This window comes from Pedobacter yulinensis (assembly GCF_003029735.1).
Taxonomy (GTDB): Bacteria; Bacteroidota; Bacteroidia; order Sphingobacteriales; family Sphingobacteriaceae; genus Pedobacter; species Pedobacter yulinensis.
Genome location: NZ_KZ686269.1, coordinates 1,180,333 through 1,202,408, shown reverse-complemented (window position 1 = coordinate 1,202,408; position 22,076 = coordinate 1,180,333). Strand labels below are relative to the sequence as shown.

At 50.4% G+C, this 22,076-nt stretch carries 25 protein-coding genes and 1 tRNA gene; 15 read left to right on the top strand and 11 right to left on the bottom strand.

Translation table 11 applies throughout. From position 1 onward, the window contains the following. Positions 1-16 precede the first annotated feature (16 nt). Genes gloA2 through fbp form a run of 4 tightly spaced genes read left to right on the top strand, consistent with a single transcriptional unit; the run spans position 17 to position 2,736 of the window. Entirely contained in the window at positions 17-400 is a 384-nt protein-coding gene (gene gloA2 / locus C7T94_RS12730) for an SMU1112c/YaeR family gloxylase I-like metalloprotein (RefSeq protein WP_107215681.1), read from the top strand. Next, complete coding sequence (locus tag C7T94_RS12725) at positions 390-1,103, top strand: tRNA1(Val) (adenine(37)-N6)-methyltransferase (protein WP_107215680.1); 714 nt, start codon at positions 390-392, stop codon at positions 1,101-1,103. The genes gloA2 and C7T94_RS12725 overlap by 11 nt, the downstream gene beginning before the upstream one ends. A gap of 48 nt (positions 1,104-1,151) precedes the next feature. After that, a complete protein-coding gene (locus C7T94_RS12720; RefSeq protein WP_107215679.1) occupies positions 1,152-1,643 on the top strand; it encodes a metallophosphoesterase family protein in 492 nt (163 codons plus the stop codon). 19 nt (positions 1,644-1,662) lie between these two features. Then, positions 1,663-2,736, top strand: a complete 1,074-nt coding sequence (gene fbp / locus C7T94_RS12715; RefSeq protein ID WP_107215678.1) for a class 1 fructose-bisphosphatase — start codon at positions 1,663-1,665, stop codon at positions 2,734-2,736. A 53-nt stretch (positions 2,737-2,789) separates the two neighbouring features. On the opposite strand, the gene rnhA is transcribed toward fbp, so the two are convergent. Both rnhA and C7T94_RS12705 read right to left on the bottom strand, forming a co-directional pair. After that, entirely contained in the window at positions 2,790-3,260 is a 471-nt protein-coding gene (rnhA, locus tag C7T94_RS12710) for a ribonuclease HI (RefSeq protein WP_107215677.1), read from the bottom strand. A 114-nt stretch (positions 3,261-3,374) separates the two neighbouring features. Then, positions 3,375-4,466: an acyltransferase family protein gene (locus tag C7T94_RS12705; RefSeq protein WP_107215676.1), complete on the bottom strand. Its 1,092-nt coding sequence runs from the start codon at positions 4,464-4,466 to the stop codon at positions 3,375-3,377. A 179-nt stretch (positions 4,467-4,645) separates the two neighbouring features. On the opposite strand from C7T94_RS12705, the gene C7T94_RS12700 reads away from it, so the two are divergent. The 5 genes from C7T94_RS12700 to C7T94_RS12680 all read left to right on the top strand — a co-directional run bounded on the left by C7T94_RS12700 (position 4,646) and on the right by C7T94_RS12680 (position 8,248). Beyond that, positions 4,646-5,290, top strand: a complete 645-nt coding sequence (locus C7T94_RS12700) for an NAD(P)H-binding protein (protein ID WP_107215675.1) — start codon at positions 4,646-4,648, stop codon at positions 5,288-5,290. Between the two features lie 314 nt (positions 5,291-5,604). After that, positions 5,605-6,234, top strand: coding sequence for a Crp/Fnr family transcriptional regulator (locus C7T94_RS12695; protein WP_204353275.1), 630 nt, complete (start codon positions 5,605-5,607; stop codon positions 6,232-6,234). A 52-nt stretch (positions 6,235-6,286) separates the two neighbouring features. After that, on the top strand, positions 6,287-6,736 hold the full coding sequence (locus tag C7T94_RS12690; protein ID WP_107215674.1) for a DMT family transporter: 450 nt from the start codon (positions 6,287-6,289) through the stop codon (positions 6,734-6,736). A gap of 1 nt (position 6,737) precedes the next feature. Further along, complete coding sequence (locus C7T94_RS12685; protein WP_107215673.1) at positions 6,738-7,484, top strand: GNAT family N-acetyltransferase; 747 nt, start codon at positions 6,738-6,740, stop codon at positions 7,482-7,484. Positions 7,485-7,612: 128 nt separating this feature from the next. Then, positions 7,613-8,248: a LysE family translocator gene (locus C7T94_RS12680; RefSeq protein ID WP_107215672.1), complete on the top strand. Its 636-nt coding sequence runs from the start codon at positions 7,613-7,615 to the stop codon at positions 8,246-8,248. Between the two features lie 126 nt (positions 8,249-8,374). On the opposite strand, the gene C7T94_RS12675 is transcribed toward C7T94_RS12680, so the two are convergent. The 5 genes from C7T94_RS12675 to C7T94_RS12655 form a co-directional block, all read right to left on the bottom strand. Further along, on the bottom strand, positions 8,375-8,902 hold the full coding sequence (locus C7T94_RS12675; protein ID WP_107215671.1) for a DinB family protein: 528 nt from the start codon (positions 8,900-8,902) through the stop codon (positions 8,375-8,377). A gap of 519 nt (positions 8,903-9,421) precedes the next feature. Continuing rightward, on the bottom strand, positions 9,422-10,579 hold the full coding sequence (locus C7T94_RS12670) for a chromate transporter (RefSeq protein WP_107215670.1): 1,158 nt from the start codon (positions 10,577-10,579) through the stop codon (positions 9,422-9,424). A 6-nt stretch (positions 10,580-10,585) separates the two neighbouring features. Beyond that, positions 10,586-11,092: a hypothetical protein gene (locus C7T94_RS12665; RefSeq protein ID WP_107215669.1), complete on the bottom strand. Its 507-nt coding sequence runs from the start codon at positions 11,090-11,092 to the stop codon at positions 10,586-10,588. A gap of 78 nt (positions 11,093-11,170) precedes the next feature. Beyond that, a complete protein-coding gene (locus C7T94_RS12660; protein ID WP_107215668.1) occupies positions 11,171-12,010 on the bottom strand; it encodes a chromate resistance protein ChrB domain-containing protein in 840 nt (279 codons plus the stop codon). 145 nt (positions 12,011-12,155) lie between these two features. Further along, positions 12,156-12,232: transfer RNA gene (locus C7T94_RS12655), tRNA-His, on the bottom strand. A gap of 255 nt (positions 12,233-12,487) precedes the next feature. Here C7T94_RS12655 and C7T94_RS12650 point away from each other — a divergent pair. Then, complete coding sequence (locus C7T94_RS12650; protein ID WP_107215667.1) at positions 12,488-13,090, top strand: short chain dehydrogenase; 603 nt, start codon at positions 12,488-12,490, stop codon at positions 13,088-13,090. A gap of 139 nt (positions 13,091-13,229) precedes the next feature. Continuing rightward, positions 13,230-13,889, top strand: a complete 660-nt coding sequence (locus C7T94_RS19525; RefSeq protein WP_204353274.1) for a LuxR family transcriptional regulator — start codon at positions 13,230-13,232, stop codon at positions 13,887-13,889. Between the two features lie 30 nt (positions 13,890-13,919). On the opposite strand, the gene C7T94_RS12640 is transcribed toward C7T94_RS19525, so the two are convergent. Beyond that, positions 13,920-14,153: a hypothetical protein gene (locus C7T94_RS12640; protein ID WP_107216108.1), complete on the bottom strand. Its 234-nt coding sequence runs from the start codon at positions 14,151-14,153 to the stop codon at positions 13,920-13,922. A gap of 144 nt (positions 14,154-14,297) precedes the next feature. Between C7T94_RS12640 and C7T94_RS12635 the strand changes: the two genes are divergently transcribed. Next, positions 14,298-14,672, top strand: a complete 375-nt coding sequence (locus C7T94_RS12635; RefSeq protein WP_162618672.1) for a YtxH domain-containing protein — start codon at positions 14,298-14,300, stop codon at positions 14,670-14,672. Positions 14,673-14,760: 88 nt separating this feature from the next. On the opposite strand, the gene C7T94_RS12630 is transcribed toward C7T94_RS12635, so the two are convergent. From C7T94_RS12630 to C7T94_RS12620, 3 genes are all read right to left on the bottom strand, one after another. Then, positions 14,761-15,300 carry a GNAT family N-acetyltransferase gene (locus tag C7T94_RS12630; RefSeq protein ID WP_107215666.1) on the bottom strand — a complete coding sequence of 180 codons (540 nt, stop codon included), beginning with the start codon at positions 15,298-15,300 and terminating at the stop codon, positions 14,761-14,763. A 223-nt stretch (positions 15,301-15,523) separates the two neighbouring features. Beyond that, positions 15,524-17,335: a glycoside hydrolase family 15 protein gene (locus C7T94_RS12625; protein ID WP_107216106.1), complete on the bottom strand. Its 1,812-nt coding sequence runs from the start codon at positions 17,333-17,335 to the stop codon at positions 15,524-15,526. A 276-nt stretch (positions 17,336-17,611) separates the two neighbouring features. Beyond that, positions 17,612-18,511, bottom strand: a complete 900-nt coding sequence (locus tag C7T94_RS12620; RefSeq protein ID WP_107216105.1) for an EamA family transporter — start codon at positions 18,509-18,511, stop codon at positions 17,612-17,614. A 189-nt stretch (positions 18,512-18,700) separates the two neighbouring features. On the opposite strand from C7T94_RS12620, the gene C7T94_RS12615 reads away from it, so the two are divergent. From C7T94_RS12615 to C7T94_RS12605, 3 genes are all read left to right on the top strand, one after another. Continuing rightward, complete coding sequence (locus C7T94_RS12615) at positions 18,701-19,684, top strand: YihY/virulence factor BrkB family protein (protein WP_107216104.1); 984 nt, start codon at positions 18,701-18,703, stop codon at positions 19,682-19,684. A gap of 110 nt (positions 19,685-19,794) precedes the next feature. Further along, positions 19,795-21,021, top strand: a complete 1,227-nt coding sequence (locus C7T94_RS12610; protein WP_107215665.1) for a multidrug effflux MFS transporter — start codon at positions 19,795-19,797, stop codon at positions 21,019-21,021. A gap of 227 nt (positions 21,022-21,248) precedes the next feature. Next, a complete protein-coding gene (locus C7T94_RS12605; RefSeq protein WP_107215664.1) occupies positions 21,249-22,052 on the top strand; it encodes a helix-turn-helix domain-containing protein in 804 nt (267 codons plus the stop codon). Positions 22,053-22,076 lie beyond the last annotated feature (24 nt).

The window sequence follows — 22,076 nt, the reverse complement described above, 5'->3', positions numbered from 1 at the left end:
TCACCAGCAAAAAAGCATGTTTAACCGCATTCACCATGTCGCAGTCATCTGCTCCGATTATGAACGTTCAAAAGATTTTTATGTCAATAAACTTGGCTTCGAAATACGCGGAGAATATTACCGGGAAGACCGGCAGTCGTACAAGCTGGACCTGGCGCTGAAGGGCGAATACCAGATCGAATTGTTTTCCTTTCCATCTCCGCCCGCACGGCCTTCGCGCCCCGAGGCCCGCGGGCTCCGGCACCTCGCGTTCGAGGTCGGTGACCTGGCAGCGGTGATCGCCCAGCTCAATGAAAAAGGTATTGCAACCGAGCCGGTACGCATCGATGAATTTACGGGCAGGGCCTTTACTTTTTTCGCTGACCCCGACGAGCTCCCCATTGAGCTGTATGAGAAATAAAGATCAGCCTTTCCGGTTCAAAAGATTTTCGGTTGAGCAGGAAGGCTGTGCCATGAAGATCAATACCGATGGTGTACTGCTCGGCGCAATGGCATCTGCCATACGGCCTTTGCGCATTCTTGATGTTGGCACAGGAACCGGTGTGATCGCGCTGATGCTTGCCCAGCGTTTTCCGCAGGCACGCGTCGAGGCGGTAGAGATCGATCCGGCCGCAGCACACCGGGCGGGACATAATTTTTCTGCATCACCGTTTGCTGCACGTATGGCCCTGACCGGGGCTGATATCAGAACGTTCCGGGCTGCAGAACCGTATGACATGGTTGTTTCCAATCCGCCTTTTTTTAGCGGCGACCTGAAGAATCCCGACCTTAGAAAACAGCTGGCCCGCCATGCTGAAGCCGGGTTTTTCGAGTCTCTTTTTGCAGCAATCTCGGGACTGCTTACACCTGATGGCGTATTTTGGATCATTATTCCTGCCAGACAGGCAGCAGTGCTGATTGAAATCGCCGCGGAGGCCGGCCTTTTTTGCTGCCGGCGTGTACGGGTGCGTTCAGACGATTCGAAGCCTGTTATTCGCGAGATCCTGGTTTTTGGCTACAGCGCGACGCCGGTCAGTACAGGGGACCTGTCGATCTATGCGGCGCACCAGGTTTACAGTGCCGCATACCGCGCCCTTCTGGGCAATTTTCTGCTGGCCTTATAATATGATCCGGCTATGCCGGATCGGGGGCAGCACGAGTATATTTGCAACATGAAAACCATCGGACTGATATCAGACACGCACGGCTACCTGGACCCGGCCGTTTTCAAACATTTTGCCGACTGCGATGAGATCTGGCATGGAGGCGACTTCGGTGCAGGCGTTGCCGAAGCCCTGGCCGATTTCAAGCCGCTGCGGGGCGTCTGGGGTAATATTGACGGAAAAGAGGTCCGTTCGGCATTTCCCGAACATAATCGATTTAGCTGTGAACAGGTAGATGTGTGGATGACCCATATTGGCGGTTATCCTGGCCGGTACGCTCCGCAGGTTAAGCCGGAAATTTACACTAAGCCACCGAAATTGTTCATTAGCGGGCATTCGCATATTTTAAAAGTGATGTTTGATGAAAAAATCAAATGCCTGCATATAAACCCCGGTGCGGCCGGAAAATCGGGCTGGCATAAAGTTCAAACCTTGATTCGTTTTTGCATTTCTGAAGAAAATATCCATAACTTAGCCGTCATAGAATTAGCGAATAGATAACGTATAAAGTACACTAAGTATGAATTCAGGAGTAAAAACCCTTGGCCAGTTTATCATTGAAAAGCAGGCAGACTTTCCCTATGCAAAGGGCGAACTGTCGAGGCTGCTGCGCGATATTGCCATCGCTGCGAAGATCGTGAACAGGGAAGTAAACAAAGCCGGCCTGGTCGATATTCTGGGCGATCTGGGCACAACGAATATCCAGGGTGAAGGGCAGAAAAAACTGGACGTGTACGCCAATGAGCAGTTCATATCTGCTTTGAGCAGCGGAGGTGAATGCTGCATCGTGGCATCAGAAGAGAACGATGACATCATTTATATTGATTCGGCGGTGTCGCACAATGCAAAGTATATCGTTTGCATCGACCCGCTCGACGGCTCTTCGAACATCGATTGTAATGTAGCCGTTGGTACGATCTTTTCCATTTACAGGCGCAAGAGCACAAACGGACGGGCGGCGCTGGAAGATGTGCTGCAAAAAGGAACTGAGCAGGTAGCCGCCGGTTATGTGATCTACGGATCGAGCACCATGCTGGTCTATACCACAGGTAAAGGAGTAAATGGGTTTACACTTGACCCCTCGATCGGTGAATTCTGTTTGTCGCATCCCGAATTAAAGATCCCTGAAGACGGCACGATTTATTCAATTAACGAGGGGAATTATGTGCATTTCCCGGAAGGTGTGAAAAAATATATCAAACACTGCCAGGTGGAAGACGCCGGTACCCGTCGTCCTTACACATCCCGTTACATTGGGTCGATGGTGGCAGATATACACCGCAACCTCATAAAAGGCGGCATTTATATTTACCCCACAACGGCAGCCTCGCCGGGGGGCAAGCTCCGGTTACTTTATGAATGCAACCCGATGGCGTTCATTGTGGAGCAGGCAGGGGGCAAGGCGTCAGACGGCAGCAGCCGCATTCTTGACATCGATCCTGTAACCCTGCATCAGCGTTGCCCGATCTTTATCGGTTCGGCGCGGATGGTGCGCCAGGCCGAAGCATTCATGCAGGGCAATGCTGCAGCCGGGCAGGACACGCAGGCTGAAGCCAGGCTTGAAGAGCTGGGCATTATAGGTGGTATCGACTAACAGGCGGCAGACTGAGGTCAGCCAGTTTGCGGCCGCATGGTTTACACCTGTGTTTAATAAAGTTTGTTTTGTTGTTCGGCTTCAAACACGGTGTCTATGGCCAGGCTGGCGGGGTTCTGATAGGCCGCAACGGCCAGGCGGTCGCAGCGTTCATTTTCCGGGTGGGCATTGTGACCCTTGATCCATGTAAACCGAACCTGATGCTGTTTGTACAGGGCCAGGAAGCGCAGCCAGAGATCCTTGTTTTTTTTGCCGGCAAAGCCTTTTGTTACCCATCCGAAAAGCCACTTTTTCTCGACCGCGTCGACAACATATTTAGAGTCTGAAAACACCATGACCTGCTGCCCCGGATTTTTGAGTGCACGCAGCCCTTCAATAACCGCAAAAAGTTCCATGCGGTTGTTGGTGGTTAACCGGAACCCGCCACTCAATTCTTTATAATGCTGTCCCGAACGGAGAATGGTACCCCAGCCGCCGGGCCCCGGGTTACCGCTTGCAGCGCCGTCTGTATAAATTTCGATCATTGAAGCGCAAAGCTAAATTATTTGTTCAAAAAAGCGGATAACCGGCGAGCGGCATGTTAGGAAATCAAAACACGGCAAGACGGCGACTGGTACTACCATCCCATGTGGTGTGTATTAAGCAGCCTTTTTGATAAACCGCCTGCGCAAAAAATTTCTCAGCGGAATGTCCACCCACCGCATGACTACGTAAGCAAAAAGCACCAGTAAAATTGTGCCAATGGCTGTAATCCAGCCCATTTCAGTCATGCCGGGCCTGAACTTCTCGAGGTAACTGTAAAATATCCAGATAAATGGGTAGTGGACCATGTACAAGGGATAAGATAACTCGCCCGACAAGCGGCAAAGTTTGTCGAAAGCGGGCCTGAGTACGGCGCCTGCGCCGAGTGCAACCAGCAATGGGCTGCAGAACATGATGAGCAGCGGATCAACAAAAGGACTGGTTTTTGTGTCAAACGGCACCATAAAAATGAGCATGGCCACAATGGCCAGCGGCAAAAAACCAAGACGCGTTTTGATGATCCAGTTTGATCGGTAGATCAGGATACCGGCAAGGAAGGAGTAAGAGACCCGGATGGCACCACCGCTGACGTTGTCGCCGCCCCAGCCCACGCTTAAAAATCCCGTTTTCCAGGCCTCATAACAAACAGCCAGTGCGGCCAGTACCAGCAATACCCACAGCATTTTTTTGCCCAGGCGTATCAGCACAAACGCGTAGACTATGTTCGCAATGTATTCCCAGAACAATGACCATGTCGGCGCGTTGAGGTGGAATAAATTCAGGTAACGCTCGGGTACTATGGGATAGGGTATCATGAAGCAGGAGGTCAGGAACAGCGCCAGGATCTGCGATGAATACTTTTCGGCCAGGTTACTGAAAGGATCAGTTACAAAAAGAACGAGGCCGATAACAGAACCGATGATCACCAATGGGTGCAGGCGAATCAGTCGAAGTTTAAAAAAGTTCCATGTGCCCAGCGAAGGTAATTTGTCATCGTACGCATAAGCCATGACGAAACCTGAAAGGCAGAAGAAAAAGTCAACTGCGAGATAGGCGTGGGCGATAAAGTTGTCGGCCGGGTTTGGCTTAACGATCTCCATGAAATGGAAGATGACAACGGCCAGTGCGGCTACGCCGCGCAAGCCGTCGAGAATGGCAAAATGCTGCTTGCTTTGCAGCAAGCCGGTCGGAGATGTGTTTGCGGTCATTTCTGTGTGTCTGGTCAAACTTAAAAAAACTTTCAGTTTTTTTCTTACACCTTTTAGGTTTCTAAAACCTAGAAGGTGTAAGAAACTGGAAGGTGTGTGTGTAATATGTTGGCACGGATATTAGGCGATATGAGACCCTGGCGTTTGGCGATAAACAGCTGGCCGGGCAGGCTTAAAATATGAAAGCACTGGTAACTGGCGCTACTGGCGCTACTGGAAAAGACCTCGTAAAGAAGCTGCTGGCAGACAATGCGTTCAGCGAGGTGCATATTTTTGTACGCCGGCCTGCGGGCCTGCAGCACAATAAACTCACGGTTCATGTGGTCGATTTTGACCGGTCGGATACCTGGAAGCACCTGGTAACCGGCGATGTCGCTTTTTCCTGCCTCGGCACAACCCTCAGAGCGGCGGGCAGTAAAGAGGCACAATGGAAAATAGATCATGATTACCAGTACAGTTTTGCCAGCGCCGCCCGCACCAACGGTGTACCGAATTACATTCTGGTTTCGGCTGCGGGTGCGAACCCGGCATCGTTCATCTTTTACAGCAAAATGAAAGGCCAGTTGGAACAGAAGATTGAAAAGCTTGCCTTTGATAAAACGGTGCTGTTCCAGCCTGGTCCGCTGCTGCGTGACAACAGCGACCGTGCGGCTGAACAATTTGGCGTAGCTGTTATCAGGTTTTGCAACAGGCTTGGCCTGCTCCAAAGCCATAAACCGTTGCCTACAGAAACATTGGCAGCTGCCATGGCAAATGCAGCACGTACCGCCAAACCTGGTGTTCAACGCCTGAGTACGAAACAAATATTTGCGCTGGCGTACTAATTGGGCTTGGCCTGGATACACTCCAGGAAACAACATATTTTCTGTGCAACAGGCTGGGAACCTGCAGCCTGCAGTGTTCCGAGCTTCGCAGGCGAACTGTCTGTTGTTGCTAAACCTGGGCGGCGCGGGCACGAAGCGGAGCGGAGTAAAGCAGCGCACAGGGCTACCGGCTGCCATGGGCACTGCGCCTTCATTTCCAGAAAAGACAAAACATACTTCTGGCCCGACAGACTTTGTGCATCTATAGCCGTGCATGAAGAACAGGTCGCGATTTTGCTTTGCTTAGGAACATGCTGTCCTTAGCAAGCATAAAAATGCCGTACTTTGACGCCGTTCACTTTATGGATATACAGGAAAAACAAGCTCACCTCAGCGCTCTAAAGGCGAAATTCGATAGTTATTCGCCGATAACGTCTGAATCATGGGCGTGTATACAGGAAGCGGTACGGTTCCAGCTTGTAAAAAAAGGAGAAGTTTTGCTCCGCGCATCGCAGATTTCCAGGCGTCTTTTTTTTATCTGCAAAGGTGCTTTACGGGCCTTTTGCACGGATGTTGCGGGCAACAGCTATAACAAGAATCTTTTTCTGGAGAATGACTTTGCCGGCTCTACCGTATCTGCCATTTTGAAGACCCCGTCAACATTCACGCTCGAATGCCTGGAAGACTCCGTTTTGATCAGTATTGATTACAGCAGCTACAGAAACCTGATCTTTAGCCGCGGCGACCTGAAAGACTTTTATATTGCTTACCTGGAACGCAACTGGGTCATTGAAAAAGAACAGCGCGAGGTTTCGATTGTCCAGGAAAATGCAACATTGCGTTACCTTCGTTTTCTGCAGCAGCACCCTGATGCAGACCGGCGCATCGCCCTGCAGCACATCGCCTCGCACCTGGGTATTACGCCGACGCAACTCAGCCGCATCAGAAAAAATATAAAAAAATAGACTTTCAACATATGTAAAGGGTTCCGGAAAATCTCCCGATTACCTTTGTTTCATGAAACAGATTTTTGTGATTTGTCTGGCGTTTGCCGGTGGTGTTTTTCTGGCTGTTCAGGCGGCCCTGAATTCCCATCTCGGCCTTTTGCTAAAGAAACCGCTTCTTGCCACCGTAGCCCAGTCAGCCAGCGGACTGATCTTTTCGCTGCTGCTGGTCGCCCTGGCAGCAAAAGAGCTGCCGGCGGTCCAGACCGTCAGGCAGGTTCCAGCCTACCTTTGGTTTATGGGCGGCTTGTTCAGCGTGCTGGGCGTCAGCCTGTATTATTTTGCCATTCCGAGACTTGGGCTTTCTACGATGATTTCGCTTGGACTGTCAGGGCAACTGGTGTTCGCTATCATGGCCGGGCACTATGGCTGGTTAAACGTTGCGACCGAACCCCTGACGCTGAAACGCCTCCTGGGTATCGTGTTCATGTTAGCGGGAATTTTACTCATCAAATTAAAATAAAATGGATCGAAACGACCTCATCAATGCAAGTATCGCGAACCTCACCACCCTCTGGAAAGCGGCCGCCGCACCACAGCAGGGCTATTTTCCCGGGAATGATTTCGACTATTGTCTTGTACCCGGATCAGACTGGCCAAACAAACTTTGGTTCAGTGAAAATATCCAAACCGGTACCTTGGAGCGCGCCCGGATCGTTTGCCTTTCACTGGCGGCAAACATGACCGTTCCGGTTTGGCAGACGGCTGCGACGCCAACCCAGATGTTTGCCGATGCCGGGTTCAGACTACGGTTTGAACAAATTGGGATGTCGATGCAGCCGGACCACCGGCCGCAAAGCAAAACCCAGCTTCGATTTGAGCGGGCAACAACGCCTGCGCAATTCACGGCCTGGACAGCAATTTATCCGCAGGCCTTTGGCTACGGGATAAATCATTCGGTCCTTGAGGGCGCCTTCAGGACAATCGGCTTCTATCTGGCCTTCTGCGGGGAGGTTCCAGTCGGAACAGCCATGGTTTGCCAGACTGGCAAAATATTTGGCGTGCATGGCGTGGGTATCGTGCCTGACATGAGAAGGCGCGGTTTTGCTGCTGAGATCATGGAATTTCTGCTTGATCTCGCTTTTGAAAGCCGGGCCGAACTGGTCACGCTTCAAGCCTCTGCCATGGGCCGGGAACTGTATACGAAACTTGGCTTTCAGGAAGATTTTATCCTCAGAACCTATAGCCTCCAGGACTCAGCATGCACCTGAATGCAAAGCGGGACCGGCTATCGGTGATTCTTTGAAGCGACAGACCTCATACCAACCCGAGGCCTGTACATTGCGTATTGCGTTCAGGTAAATTCGCGGACAAATCCTAACTTTATAAAAAGCTTTTTATGATCCCTTTCCACGACATTCTTGTATTTGCATTTGCCGCCTTTATCCTGGTCATTAGCCCGGGCCCGAACATGATTTACCTGATATCCCGTTCCATTACACAGGGCAAAAAGGCTGGGCTGATCTCCCTGCTTGGCGTTGCCTGCGGATTTCTTTTTCACATCCTGATGGTGGCTTACGGGCTTACAGCCTTGCTTTTTGCGGTTCCTCTTGCGTACACCGCGCTGAAGGTTTGCGGCGTTGGATACTTATTGTATCTCGCTTTTCAGGCGGTAAGGCCCAATGGTACGAACGTTTTTGCCGCCACCCGCGATCTGCCTGCAGACAAGCCAGGCAAGCTGTTCAGGATCGGACTGTTCACGAACGTGCTGAACCCGAAGACAGCGGTCTTTTACATGTCATTGTTTCCGCAGTTTATACACCCGGAGCATGGTTCGGTTGCGGCGCAGTGCCTGCAGCTTGGCTTTGTGCAGATAGCGGTCAGTTTCAGCATCAATTTTCTGATCATCATGTCGGCAGCCCGCGCCGCCCGTTTTTTTGCGAGGCAGCCAGCCTGGATCAGTGTTCAGCAATGGGTTATGGCCAGCGTGCTGACCTGGCTGGCGCTTAAGATTGCGTTTTCAAAGGCAAAGTGAAACACAAACCGCATGCTTGGTTTAAAAAAAGCCGCGTGTCTGCGCGGCTTCGTGATTTGTTCATAGGGGTGAACCGAACTGATAACCAGCCGCGGCAATCCGCCATCTTTGCGGATTTTGCTGCAGCTAAAACAGCTGTTCTTCAGGTGGTTTAACGCCACCCATGCGCAGGTACACCGTGGTCTGTCCGCGGTGGTGTGCCTGGTGCTCAAGGGTTTTCACCATGGCAATTGCCCTGGTCATTTCGAACTTGTTAAACACGCGCACGTTTTCACGCATTTGCTGTTCGGACATTTTTCTTAGGTTGCTGATCACAAAATCATAGCTCTCCATCACGATCTTAGTCACGTTTGCTTTAGACTGGTCTGTGCTTTTTTCCAGCGATCCAAGTGCAACAGGGCTTTTTAGGTCAGCGCCGGCTGCGAACAGTGCGTAGTTGGCATCGGCAAGGTGCAAAAACTGCGCGGCAAATGAACGCATCTCCTGCGTAGGTTTCAACTCGTATTTCCCATCGGGCATGGCGTCGAGGTAAGCCTGAGTGTACGTTTTGGAGCGTTCCCATTCTTTTACCAATTCGTTTATACTGACTTGTGCTGCTGCGGTAAGGCGACCAGCGAAAACCAACAGGATGATAGCTAAAAATCTGAGTTTCATAATTAATTGTATTTGTTTAGGTATTGATAAATAATTGCGGGCGTAAATGCCGGTTACAAGGATGGGGGCTTGCTCCTGAACCTCCGCCCGCGAAAATGAGGCCAGTCGCCCGCAGCTTGTGCCGGGTGCCGGTTTTGCAGCGGAAATATAGAGATAAGATCTGGCATGAGCGTGGCAAGCAACGTTACAAATGTAGCTATTTTGGATTGTACCGGATAGGGGTAAACGCGGCAATATGCCGGGGCGATTCGGACCTTCCCAATAGAAAATGAACAAATCCCGATTTTATCGATCATCTTAAACATCTTGGCTGGAACAAGTTCGAACCACTGATGTTATGGTCGTATCGCGGCAGTTCGGGTACCCGGCGGCGGCGTAAGGTGGGCTGAAGGTCTTCTGTTGCGATTTGTTTATAGCGCCTCAGACGATGTGATAAAATGAACCGGACAGACACTTGCCTTGACAAATTTTTCCCGGTAGTGTTCAATGTCAGCCGTGGTTACCGCTTCGTGATAAAGTTTAGCCTACAGTCTTGATAAGAATACCAAGAACCGCTGCGATGGCGATGACATGTGGTTCTTTTATCCGCTTGCTGTATACCAGTGCGAGCCCGCTGCTCAAGGCGATAAGCAGGGTAGGCAGGTCAATAATTGACCGCATAGCAATGATCATAACCGAGCCGACGAGGGCGCCGATGACGGCAGCCGTGATCCCATCTACAAAGGCCCGGATACTTGCATTTTTGGCAACTTTTTTGAAAAACGGCGCCAGTACAACCGTAAATAGAAAGCATGGCAAAAAGGTTGCCAGTGCTGCCACAGAAGCGCCAGGAAAACCGCTCACAAGGTAGCCAATAAAGCCAACGGTAATCACCACCGGCCCGGGCGTGATCATTGCTACCGCAACCGCATCGACAAATTCGTTTTCGGTTAACCAGTGGTGGTTGCTTACAACCCCGGCATAGAGAAACGGCACGATAGCCAATCCGCTTCCAAATACAAATGTTCCGGCTTTCAGAAAGAAAAGACCAAGAGTTACAAGCGTCTCTTTCGGGTAACTTCCCAGGCCGGTGCCGGCAAATATGATTATCGGTAAGCCTTCCGGCTTTCTGGCCCACCGGGGGGGTGCTTTAACAAACATGTAGATCAGACCACAACTCACTAACAGTATGATCTGTTCTTCTTGAGTCAGAACCGTCATCATGATCGCAAGAAGATAAAACAGCCACAATAACCAATTGCTCTTTACTGAGGAAAAGTTCATTTTGCCGACAGATTTCAGGGTGAGTCTGCAGGCACTGATCCCAATGATCCCGATTACGGCTGCACCCACGCCATAAAACACATCCTGCATCCAGCTCATTCCGCTATAAAGTTGATAAGCCATTCCTAACAAAAGGACCATTATGAAAGATGGTAATACAAAGGCCAATCCTGTTAGCGTGGCGCCGCGCAAACCGTAATGAACAAATCCAATGTAAATCCCCAATTGCGCAGCCAAAGGTCCAGGCGCCAGTTGCGCCAATGCTAGCCCTTCTCTGTACTCCTCTTCCGTAAGCCACTGTTCCCGTTCGACCAGGTCACGGTGCATATAGCCAACCAATGCCACCGGCCCGCCGAAACCCCAGGTACCCAATTTTAGGAAATATAGGGTGATGTCTTTTAAGGTGTATTTCATGTCCCGTTAGAATGCGATACCGAACTGAAAACCAAGGGTAAGCGAGGTGGGTTTGTCGTTCCCAAAGCGCACCGGCAGCGGAACAGCAGCGAACATGCTGCTGGTTTTTCCTTTTATAATTGTCTTGTTAAGTACCGGCGTGAGGCCATAACGCCCCGAAGTTTCAAAAGCGGCCCGGCCGGCAAAAGTAAAACCTTTGCCAAGCGCAACCAGCAGGCCGGGGTGGAAGGTGAAATTCGCCATCTTACTGGTGCGATTTTCGGCACGCACAGTGGGAACGAATTCGGCAGAGAAACCTATCGTCTTGTTTTTCCAGATGTTGATGCCAACCGGCATGCCGACAACGTAGTGATCACCAAAGTTCGCATCGGTCCCGGTTTTGCTGAAAGTCACAACAGGATGGAGGATGCCCGCATAGACGGCGATTCTGGGGTAAGCCTGCACCGGGGCTTGTTGGGCATAACTGCCACCGGTCGTGACCAGCAACAGAGGAAGAAAAATTTTATTTTTCATAAATAGCCTTGCATATGCTGCAAGGTTATCAATGATTTGAAAAACGAAATTGTACGAATTTAACGAATGGTCTGATTTTTACTTTTTGAAGGACTTTCGGTAAGCTGATGGACTCTCACCTGTGAACTTTTTGAAGATCCGGTTGAAATGGCTTTGATCTGAAAAACCTGTCAGATAGGCGATTTCGGTTAAACTGTTGTTGGATGCAGCGATCAGCTCCCGGGCCTTTTCGATGCGCAGCTTGCGCATGTAATCGCCAAAACTCAGGCTGTCAAAGTATTTGGAAAACTCGCGCGAAAGGTAGGCCGGGTTGATCTGGAGTTCCTGCGAGGCTTGTTGCAGGCTCAAGGTCATCGTGGTATCTAATTGATCCTGAATCATTTCTTTGAGCGTTTCGGCCCATTCTGGGCGCTTTTTGCCTTTTTCCCGCTTCAGAAATTGGTTATAGACCTGGAGCAAAACCTGCTCTACCGGTCCGTCCTGTACATGTTTTTTTTTGAATAAGTGTGTTGCCCAACTGTAAAGCCCATCATAAATGGTCATGCCGACCTTCAACAGTTCCTGATCGTCTTCAATGTTGTACGCCAAACCCGAGAAAATGGCTTCTAACCCGGCAGCCTGCCTGGCAAAATCATGCCGGTCTGTATCAGCGCCCCGCACGATGTCGGCCATGCGCCGCAGTGCCGGATCTTTTAGCTGGTGCTTTTTGATGATGTAGTCAAATGTGCATTGATCATTATAGTGGCTGTATTCAACATCTGGCAAGTCAAATGGTATAGCGCCGAATTTTTCCGCTGTGGTCAGTACTTCGGCATATGGCGTATAAATGATTTCAGCATCGGGATCGACGAAACGTTTAATCAGCCAGGGGCTGGCAATGCGGTCAATCTTGGGGCGTTCCCGGGTAATCCATTTCATGCTAAAAACTCTAAAGATGGATAAATGTAGCAATCACAACAGATTTAAAGATGTCAGTGATAGCTTTCGCTGGCAGAATTAACTAACGACTAAAAAACTGACTAGAAAAAAAGCAGTTCTGAACAGAACTGCTTTTTTTTAATGCTGGGGTGGAATATGGGGCTCGAACCCACGACCTCCTGAACCACAATCAGGCGCTCTAACCGACTGAGCTAAAACCACCGTGTTTTAAGAGACGCAAAAATACGATTTTTTACATTCGGCGCAAATATTTTTGTCCCTGCACGCCACAACGCATGATTAAGCCGCTGCAAAACAATAATTTATTTTTTCTTGCCGCTTGGCATGCGGGTAGTGAAGCAGCTCATTACAGGGCCAGCGACCTGAATTGACAAGACAAAGACATTCCAAACACGTTAAGCAAATCGGCAAATATTTATCATTGTGTGTCTGATCCCGAACCTAAACTTAAATACAATGAGAATCCTCATCATCGGTGCGCACGGTACCATTGGAAAAAGATTGACCCCAGCTTTGGCCGGCAGGCATGAAGTACTCTCTGCCGGAAGAAACAGCGGCGACTACCGAGTAGATGTTTCAGACGAAGCATCTGTCAAAGCATTGTACAACCAGGTTAGCAACGTGGATGCCTGCATCTGCGTGGCCGCTTCCGGACCACTCGACAATTTTAGCACCCTAACCGAAGAACAATTGCTAAAGGATATGAAAGGAAAACTCTTTGGCCAGATCAACCTCGTTTTGCTGGGCCAGAATTGGTTGAATACCGGCGGATCGTTTACCTTAACATCAGGTATATTTGCCGACCAGCCTTATCCGGGGGTCACGGGCGGAGCAGTGACCAGCGGCGCCCTGCACAGCTTCACGCGTGCTGCAGCCTGCGAATTGAAAAACAAGATCAGGGTTAATTGCGTGAGTCCCGGCATGGCAGCAGACGCTGCCGAAGCATTTGGACACCTGTTTCCCGGGCTGAAAGCGGTTTCTATGGAAGAGTTGGTCGCTGCCTATGTGGCTAGCGTGGAAGGGTCGGAAAGCGGCCGCATTTACCGTGCCTATGGGTAGGCCGCTTCTGCCGCATTAACTCCTGGATACTCTGCTTGCTCGGTTTTACCGCTTTCTGCGGAAAAAATAACGGATAACTTACACCTATGATGTTTACTGATTTACCGATTTCATTATATTGCAGCCAAAATCATCGAATTTGAGCTTTCTAACCGTAACCTATGGCTTGTCGCGGAGCGTAAAGGGGGAATTTCTGGACCCGTCGGCGCTACTCCTGATTTACGATGTGGTCAGCCATGCCGTTAGCTGGGAACATTCAGGACGGCTCAGCTCTCCTGAACGCAAAGCCCCACAGGACGAGTTCAGGCCAAGTAACCTGATCCTGCACCCCGATGAGATCCTGTTGCTTCGGGAAAAGGCCGGCGAACTTGTTGCCATGAACGAGCCCGGTTTCCAGCTTTCGTATTTTACCCGATTAAAGTTATCTGCAAGTGAAGAATGGCGCTGGTATTCCAGTTCACTAAAAATACTGGCCCGCGATGCGCAAAACAATGTAAGCCATGTGCTGATCTACAGCTTCCCTATGCAGCTTGACGCAAACGTAAAACGCAAGCTGGAGCGTTTGCAGGCCGACCAGCTTTTTATGCTGCGTCATGCCGACCGTTTTGACACGTTAACCAGCCGGGAGCGGGAAATTCTGCAACACCAGGCATCTGGCAAGACGGCGCAGGAAAGCGCAGATGCCTTGTTCATCTCTGAACAAACGGTAAAAACCCACCGCAAAAACATCCGGGCCAAACTCGACTCACCCTCGCTGCCGGTGTTGTTCCAGTTTGCACGTGCATTCGACCTGGTGTAAACCGGCAGACCCGCTGCTGCGCGCTTTGCTTTAAGACTGCGTATTTGCTTCATGCGATTCAATGGCCTCGCGAATGGAATTAAGGAGAGGTAAATCAATCTCGCAACCTTCCTGCTCGCAATGATCATGGGCATTGCCGTCAAGTCTGATGTTTCCAAGTACTTCGTCCTGCAAGCTGATCTGGTACCGGCCTTCGCCAAGATTTTCGATCGTGAACACTTTGCCTTCACCGCCATCGGCCACTTCTACTCTGAATTGTTGCATATCTTTTTTTACGAATAAACGCGGGCGGCGGCTAAATTGTTCGGGCAGGACCCTTTCGGGCGACCCGCAGCTTTCAATTGTCCAGATCTGCACTTTATGAAACAATGGCAGCCCAGCGTTGTTAGCATTTTAAATACTACAGCTATGAAATACAGAAAGTTATTCGCGAAAGCGTTCATGAGAAATTCAGGCAACGATGCTGCGGTAGCCACAGCACTGGTGGCGGGACTTGCAGTTGGTGCCGTATTGGCGGTTTTATTCGCTCCAGACAGCGGTCGAAATGTGCGGCGCAGGATCGGGGAACAGGGTGGCGGACTGGCCTCAGGAATTAAAGATATATATGGCTCCCTGCGGGCAAAAATAAATGGTGCATCTGAAGAAGCCGCAGATGCGGCAACCGAACATGAAGTGCCGCACTTCAAGAAACAGGTTCAGAAAAAACCAAAGTCTGACATCAAAGAGATTCTTCATGAAGCGCATGCCGACGAGCCGTCGCAGCAGCAAGAGGAGCAGAGCTAGTTGCGACTGACTTTCCAGGAATATTAAGTACCGGTCGTTGTGCCGGTACTTTTCTTTGAAAGTCGTACGCGCTTGCGCAAAATATTCATCAACAATTGTCGGAGGATTTCCGAAACTCAACCATTCGTAAAAGCGTGCCGTCAGCCCGCCTGATGTCGTAGCCGGCCGCAGGCTCGAATCCCAGTTTATGGCCAATGGTAATTCCACTTTTATTGCCTTGTTCTACCAGGAAATAAAGGTACCGGAACTGGAACTGTTTTTTGGCGAGAGATACCAGGAAACGGACGCATTCGGTGCCAAAGCCAAGGCCCCGCGCTTCGGGGGCCAGCCATAGACGGAGTTCGAGACCCGGCGTGCCTAGGTGGCGCAGCGCAGCGGTGCCTGCAAACTTTTCATTTTCTTTTTGTCTGATGGTTAGCCACAGCGACAGGCCAGACGCCGTTTCCTGCTTAATCTGCTCCATGCAGGCCTTATCGCCTTTTTCAACAGCGCCCGGCACACCTGCAGGGAAAAGACTGCTATCCGTACAAAAACCGGCTGCCAGACGGTCAATATCTGCCGGAGTCAGCGAACCGAACAAGAGCCGTTTGCTCCTGGCATGCGTAAACTGGTGGGCAGATGTCGCCATAGGTTGCCGAAATTTTTCTTTATGTTAAAGGTCTTGTAAGCTGATAAACAATAAGTTGTTCCTGTATAAACGGCGCACTGTACAATGCGGCCTGCCAGGCAGTGTGCAAAAAGTAGCGTAGCTTTTCGTTGCGACAAAGTCCAGCCAGCCGTACCGCCTGTACATACTGCTGCGTATGCAAATGTACTTGCCTGTTATAGGTTTTGCAATACCGGGGTAGCCCTTAGTTTTTGTTCCGTGACAGCTGTTTATTCAGCTCGAAGGCCGCACTGATCAGTGCGAGATGTGTAAAGGCCTGCGGAAAATTGCCCAGGTGTTCCCCGCGATGCCCAAGTTCTTCACCGAACAGCCCGAGGTGGTTGGCATAACCAATCATCTTTTCAAAGTTTTCTACTGCACGTTCTACCTGCCCGCCTTTAGCCAGCGCCTCGATAAACCAAAAAGAACACATGTTAAAGGTACCTTCTTTACCGTCCAGGCCGTCTACCTGTTTAATGTCGTTGCGGTACCTGTAGACAAGCACATCCTGCATTAAATCCCTGTCTATGGCTTCGAGGGTCTTGACCCATCTTGGTTCGAGCGGTGAAATGAAGTGGGTAAGCGGCATCAGCAAAACACTGGCATCAACGTGCTCAGCACCTTTGTATTGAACCCAGGCCTGGGCCTTTTCGTTCCAGAAATTGGTATATATGTCTTCATACAGCTCGCTTCGTACCTGGTGCCACTCATTTTCAGGATAAGGAAAGGAGCGGTGCTCGGCAATCTTAATGGCCCTGTCCATGGCTACCCAGCACATGAGCCTGGTATGCAGAAATTCCTTTTTGGTACTCCTGATCTCCCAAATGCCGTGATCGGGTTTTTTCCAGTTTTTGATAACGCATTGCACCTGCTTTTCGATCAGCTGCCAGAACTCGAAGGTAATGGGTTTGTGCGATTTGTCGTAAATATAGATCGTATCGATCAGCTCGCCGTAAATATCGATCTGCAGCTGGCTGGCGGCATCATTGCCAATGCGTACCGGTGCAGAATCCCGGTATCCCCTAAATTGTTTCAGGGTCTTTTCTTTCGGTCCGGGTTTGCCGTCAATGGTATAGACGAGCTGCAGGTCAGTGTTTTTACAGAGGCTAAAGATCCAGTCAATGAAGGCGGTCGCCTCATCGTTAAATCCCAGGCGCAGAAAGGCATACATAGTAAAAGCTGCATCCCTGATCCAGGTATACCGGTAGTCCCAGTTGCGTGAGCCACCCAGAATTTCTGGCAGTCCAAAGGTGGGCGCGGCCACTACAGAACCAAATTCGGCCGAGGTAAGCAGTTTCAGGGTGATAACCGACCGCTGGATGAGTTCGCTGTACCTGCCATGATAGGTGCTTTTGCTGATCCAGTTTCGCCAGTAATCGACCGTTTCCCGGTAGGCGGCGCCTTTATATGTTTCAAAGTCGCATTGCAGTTCATCCTGTTCGGGCAGCTCGAGCACGACGTAGGCTGTCTCGCCTTCGGCCAGGACAAATGTGGCATAACCATTACCATTGCGCTGCACCATGTCGAAATCGGCCATCAGGCGGAGCTCCAGCTTTTCCCCCTCGGTGCTGAACCGTAATTCCCCATCGGCTGATGTGCAGGTATGCGGTTCCGACGCATAAGCAAAACGGGGTACACAGCGCATGCGAAAGGTAATTGCACCGCGTATGGTATGTATTTTTCGTACAATGGCTGTTGGCCTGCGTCCGTGGCCGTTTTCAATGGGCATGTAGTCGGTCAGTTCGGCAATGCCTTCCTCCGCAAAGAACCGGGTAAGCAATACTGCTGTGGCAGGCTGGTACAGCTGTTTGCATGTGTAATCGGCCAGGTCAGGTTCTATGGAAAAATAGCCACCCGTTTCGCCGTCGAGCATACCGGCAAAAACCGTAGCCGAGTCAAACCGGGGCAGGCACATAAAATCGATCGAACCGTGAAGTGAAACAAGGGCAACCGTTCGCAAGTTGCCGATAATGCCATAGTTTTCTATGGGCTGAAATGGCCGCGTTTTGTGTTTCATGTACATGTACAAGGTTTAAGAAGCCACATTTGTTTTGCGGAGCCACCTGCAGAGCTGCGGAGCGGGAAGATTGCGTAAACGCCGGGTTGATTTGCAAAGTGAATGGTTAGCACTTGATGCGATGGCACGTGACCTGTGAAGCCTCTTGCCTGATGTCTGTTAGCGATCCAAACCCACCGATAGGGAAGATAGATCAGTGCTGCATCGCTTCAGCCTGGCCAGGTTAGCAGGCAGGGCCCGGTAAAGGCAGGCCGACCAGGCCGGGCACACTCCCCGTCAGGCTGGTTCTTTATGCCCGAGCAAAAACAGTGTGGAAAGGATAAGCAGGCTGCCCGCATAATCGAAGGCCGAAAAGTCGACATGCAACCAGGATACTGCGATGATCGCCGCAGAGAGTGGTTCTGCAGATGCAAGCAGGCTTGCCGTCTGCGCACCGACCAGGCGGATGGCCGTCAGGTAGGCGTAGAAAGAAACCAGGCTACCGCAAAGAATAATGAATGCGAGAAAAGCCCAGGTGTAAATGTCCCAGGTTCCTGATACCTGCCAGGGCGCGTGAACAAAAGAGAAAACCAGTCCGCCAATGAACATGGCCCAGCCAATCAGCTGCACAGAGCTGAACTTGGACATCAACCTCGTGGGATAGATGCTGTAAAAGGCTAGTGTGACCGCCGATGCGATTCCCCAGAAAAGAGCGGCAGGCGTAATGGACAGCTCGCCCGGGTCGCCATGCGTAACAAGCAGGAATGTTCCCGAAACAGCCATGGCCAAAGCCAGGTACGTAACCGGAGCTGGCCATCTGCCTTTTTTAAGGGCCAGATACACGGTAATGAGCACAGGGCCTGCATACTGCAGTACCGTCGCGGTAGCGGCATTCGAATGACTGATCGCGGCAAAGTAGGTGTACTGCACGGCCAGCATACCAAACAGACTAAAAATAATTAACTCCATGCTATCTCGTGGCTCTTTCCAGATGGCAAGAATTCGCTTTCCCGTTGCTGCCGCGCCAACCGAAAGAAGAATGAGCCCTGAAACCAACAGTCGCACGGTAACAAGCCATTCAGTATTGATACCCCGTTGCGTAAATAAAAATTGCCCCAGCGCTCCGGATACACCCCAGATCGTAGCGGCAGTGATGACCAGGACGAAGCCTTTGAATTTGTTGTGTGCGTGTGCCATTGACAGTGCAAAGGTAATAGATCTCGGCAGCAGGCCGGTCTGCCTGCGCCTGCCTGTCGCTATTTCCTCAAACAATTTTTTTTAGTGTCGGTTCTACATGCAGTCTGGCTGCTGCAGTGTATTGACCCCGCAATCAAACCAGGATGCCAGTTGATAGATCAGAAACACAGCATTACTTACACGGAATATATGACCACGAACACAAAAGCAGAAAAGCGCAAAAAGAAGAAAGTAACCCTTAAAGGTCTTTGGGAGGTATTGAAATCGGCCTTTACCGGATTTGGCGAACATAAAGTAACCAAAATGAGTGGCTCACTGGCTTACTATACGGTCTTTTCCATGGCTCCGCTATTGGTCGTGATCATCTCCCTGTGTGGTATTTTCCTGGGCCAGGAGGCAGCGGAGGGTACCATTTACAGGCAATTAGACGAGTTTATGGGCAAGGACACAGCAGTGCAGCTGCAAGACATCGTGAGAAAAGCCTCACTGGGCGACAAGGGAACCGTAGCGTTCATCATCGGCCTTGTCACCTTACTTATTGGCTCAACCACCATTTTTGGCGATATACAGGACTCGATCAACACCATCTGGGGGCTGAAACCCAAACCCAAACGGGGCTGGCTCAAGATGTTACAAAACAGGTTTTTGTCTTTTTCAGTCATCATCAGCCTGGGTTTTGTGCTGCTGGTGTCGCTTGCTGTGACAGCGGTGCTCGACGGACTAAGCCAGGCCCTGCAGGCCAGGTATGAAGATGTGTCTGTTGTGCTGTTTTACATTCTGAACCAGGCTGTCACGCTGGCTGTGATCTCACTGATCTTTGGCGTAATCTTTAAAGTGCTTCCCGACGGCATTATCAAATGGCGGGATGTGATTTTGGGCTCTATGGTCACCGCCGTGCTGTTTATGCTTGGTAAATTCGGGATATCCATTTACATTGGCCAGAGTGATGTAGGCAGTACATATGGTGCCGCGGGCTCGCTCGTCGTGGTGTTGTTGTGGGCTTATTATTCTTCCATTATCTTGTATTTCGGTGCTGAATTTACAAAAGCGTATGCCATGGCGTATGGTTCGGAGATCCATCCGAAGCATTATGCTGTGACGACAAAGGAGGTCGAAGTGGAAACCGGCGGACAGTCGGTACAGGAGACTGAAGCCGAAAAAGGCTCAGCATAAACCCCGCAGCGGTCAGGATTCAACCGTCTTTTTGACACAATGCAGACTACTGATGGGTCACACAACCGGGATTTTCTGCTCATCTTTGCGGCTTCCCAAAAGCAACCCCGATGAAAAGACCCGGCCATTTCGTTTTAATCCTGATATTGGGCAGTCTTGCTGCCCTGAGTCCTTTCTCGATAGACATGTACTTGCCGGGCTTTGACGTCATTGCCCGAGATCTGAAAACAAGCGTGCCGTCAGTATCGTTGTCCTTATCAGGTTTCTTTATCGGTATATCGGCAGGGCAGCTGCTGTATGGCCCCTTGCTTGACAAGTTCGGGCGTAAACTGCCTTTGTACTTTGGCATGGCGCTGTATATCGCGGCCTCGCTGGGTTGCCTGGCTGTTACTGATATTGATCAGCTTATTGTGTTGCGGTTTGTACAAGCCATTGGCAGTTGCGCGGCTTCTGTTGCGGCCATGGCCATGGTGCGCGACCTGTTTACGGTGGCAGAGAGCCCGAAAGTTTTTGCATCGCTGATGCTGGTTATCGCCGTTTCACCCATGCTTGCTCCAACTGCGGGCGGATATCTGATCGAAGCCTTTGGCTGGCAGTGGGTCTTCGTTTTTCTGGCTTTCATGGCCGCTGCCATTCTGGTCGCCGTGATCTTTTTCCTTCCTGAAAGTTACCAGCCAGACCGCGCTTATTCGCTAAAGCCAGGACCAATTCTGCGCAGCATGACAGCTGTAGCTACGAATCCACAGTTCTTCACCTACTGCCTGGTCAACGCACTCACCTTCGCAGGGCTTTTCGCTTATGTAGCTGCCTCGCCCATTGTGTTCATGACCATTTTTGGGGTTAGCAAAACCGGGTATGGATGGATCTTTGCGTTGTTATCTGTAGCTTTTATTGGCCTGAGTCAGGTGAACAGCCTGCTGCTACGCTGGTTTAACAGCAATAAGGTGATCGCACTTGCTCTGCCTGCCCAGGCGCTGATCAGTCTGGCATTTCTTGCTGCTGCTGCTGCCGGCTGGCTTAACCTGTATTCGACCGTCGCATTTATCGCTTTGTACCTTGGCTGTCTGGGGCTCATCAATCCAAATTCTGCAGCCTTGACGCTGGCCCCGTTTAACAAGAACGCCGGCAGTGCCTCTGCGCTGATGGGCGCCCTGCAAATGGGACTTGGCGCGCTTGCTTCTGTTGTTGTGAGCCTGTTTCCTGAAAAGTCCAGCCTGCCCATGCCATTGATCATGGCCGTTGTTGCCGTACTGGCCTGGTTGATTCTGCTCGCCGGACGCAGGCTGATCACCCGTCAGGTGGAAGCAGAGCCTGGACTGAGCACAGTCGCGCACTAGCTGCGCCTGGTATTTTAATTTTTTTATTTTTTACTGTAGCGAAACCAGGATGGTGCCCGTAGTCAAATCTGTAGGTCTGATCGAAGCCTTAACTGATATGCCGATATTGTCAGTTAAAGCTCACAAGTCAAAGCCAGCTGAAACGATTAAGCCCTGACGCCTTATATTTGAATTAATCCCCGATACCGCTAACCACGGTATGTACTATAAGAAACCTGAACCGACCGATGGGAAACGTAGAAATCTTTCCGCCACCTGAAATTCTTAAAAAATACGTCCGGTACATTTGGGCGTTGAACATCAATGACGATGCGACGAATAAAAAGATCCTGCACATTTTTGCCGACAAATATCCGCGGCTGATTTTCCAGGACCTGGACACTAAAGAAGCGCTCAAACAGATCGACGGTTCTCCGCTGGCGCCAACTTTCCTGGCAGGTATTGTAAATAAATACAAAAATTACATCATAGAGGGATCTTATGCCCATGTGGGCGTAAGCTTTTTTCCGGGCGCCATTAAAAAACTATTTGGCATCGACGCTTTCGAGCTGGTCAATATGGTTCCCGACATCAGGGATTTCTACAGGTTCGAATTGAATGAGCAGTTAACCGAGACTAAAAGTAATGCAGAAAAGGTCAAGCTGATTTCAGACTATTTGGTCAGTTGTTACCACCGGCAGTACGGAGAGGATTTCATCGTGGCCGACTTTCTGCGCAACCACCAGCAGCTGACCTACAAAGAAGTTTTAAAGAAATATTCGATTTCTGAACGGCAGTTTCAACGCCGCTTTTACCAGTATGTAGGCATCAGCCCGGTTATGTACAAGCGGCTCAGCAGGTTTGAAAATGCTTTAAGCATGCTGCGCAATAAAGAACACCGGAACACCTCCGATATTGCTTACGAACTGAATTATACCGATCATTCGCATTTTATCAGGGAGTTTAAGGAATTTACCGGCCTGACACCGAACAGCTTCCTGAAGCACCCCAAGATCGTAGAAGAAAGCAGTTCGTTTTTGAGTCAGATATGAGGCCTTTCCGGTCAGATCTGACTA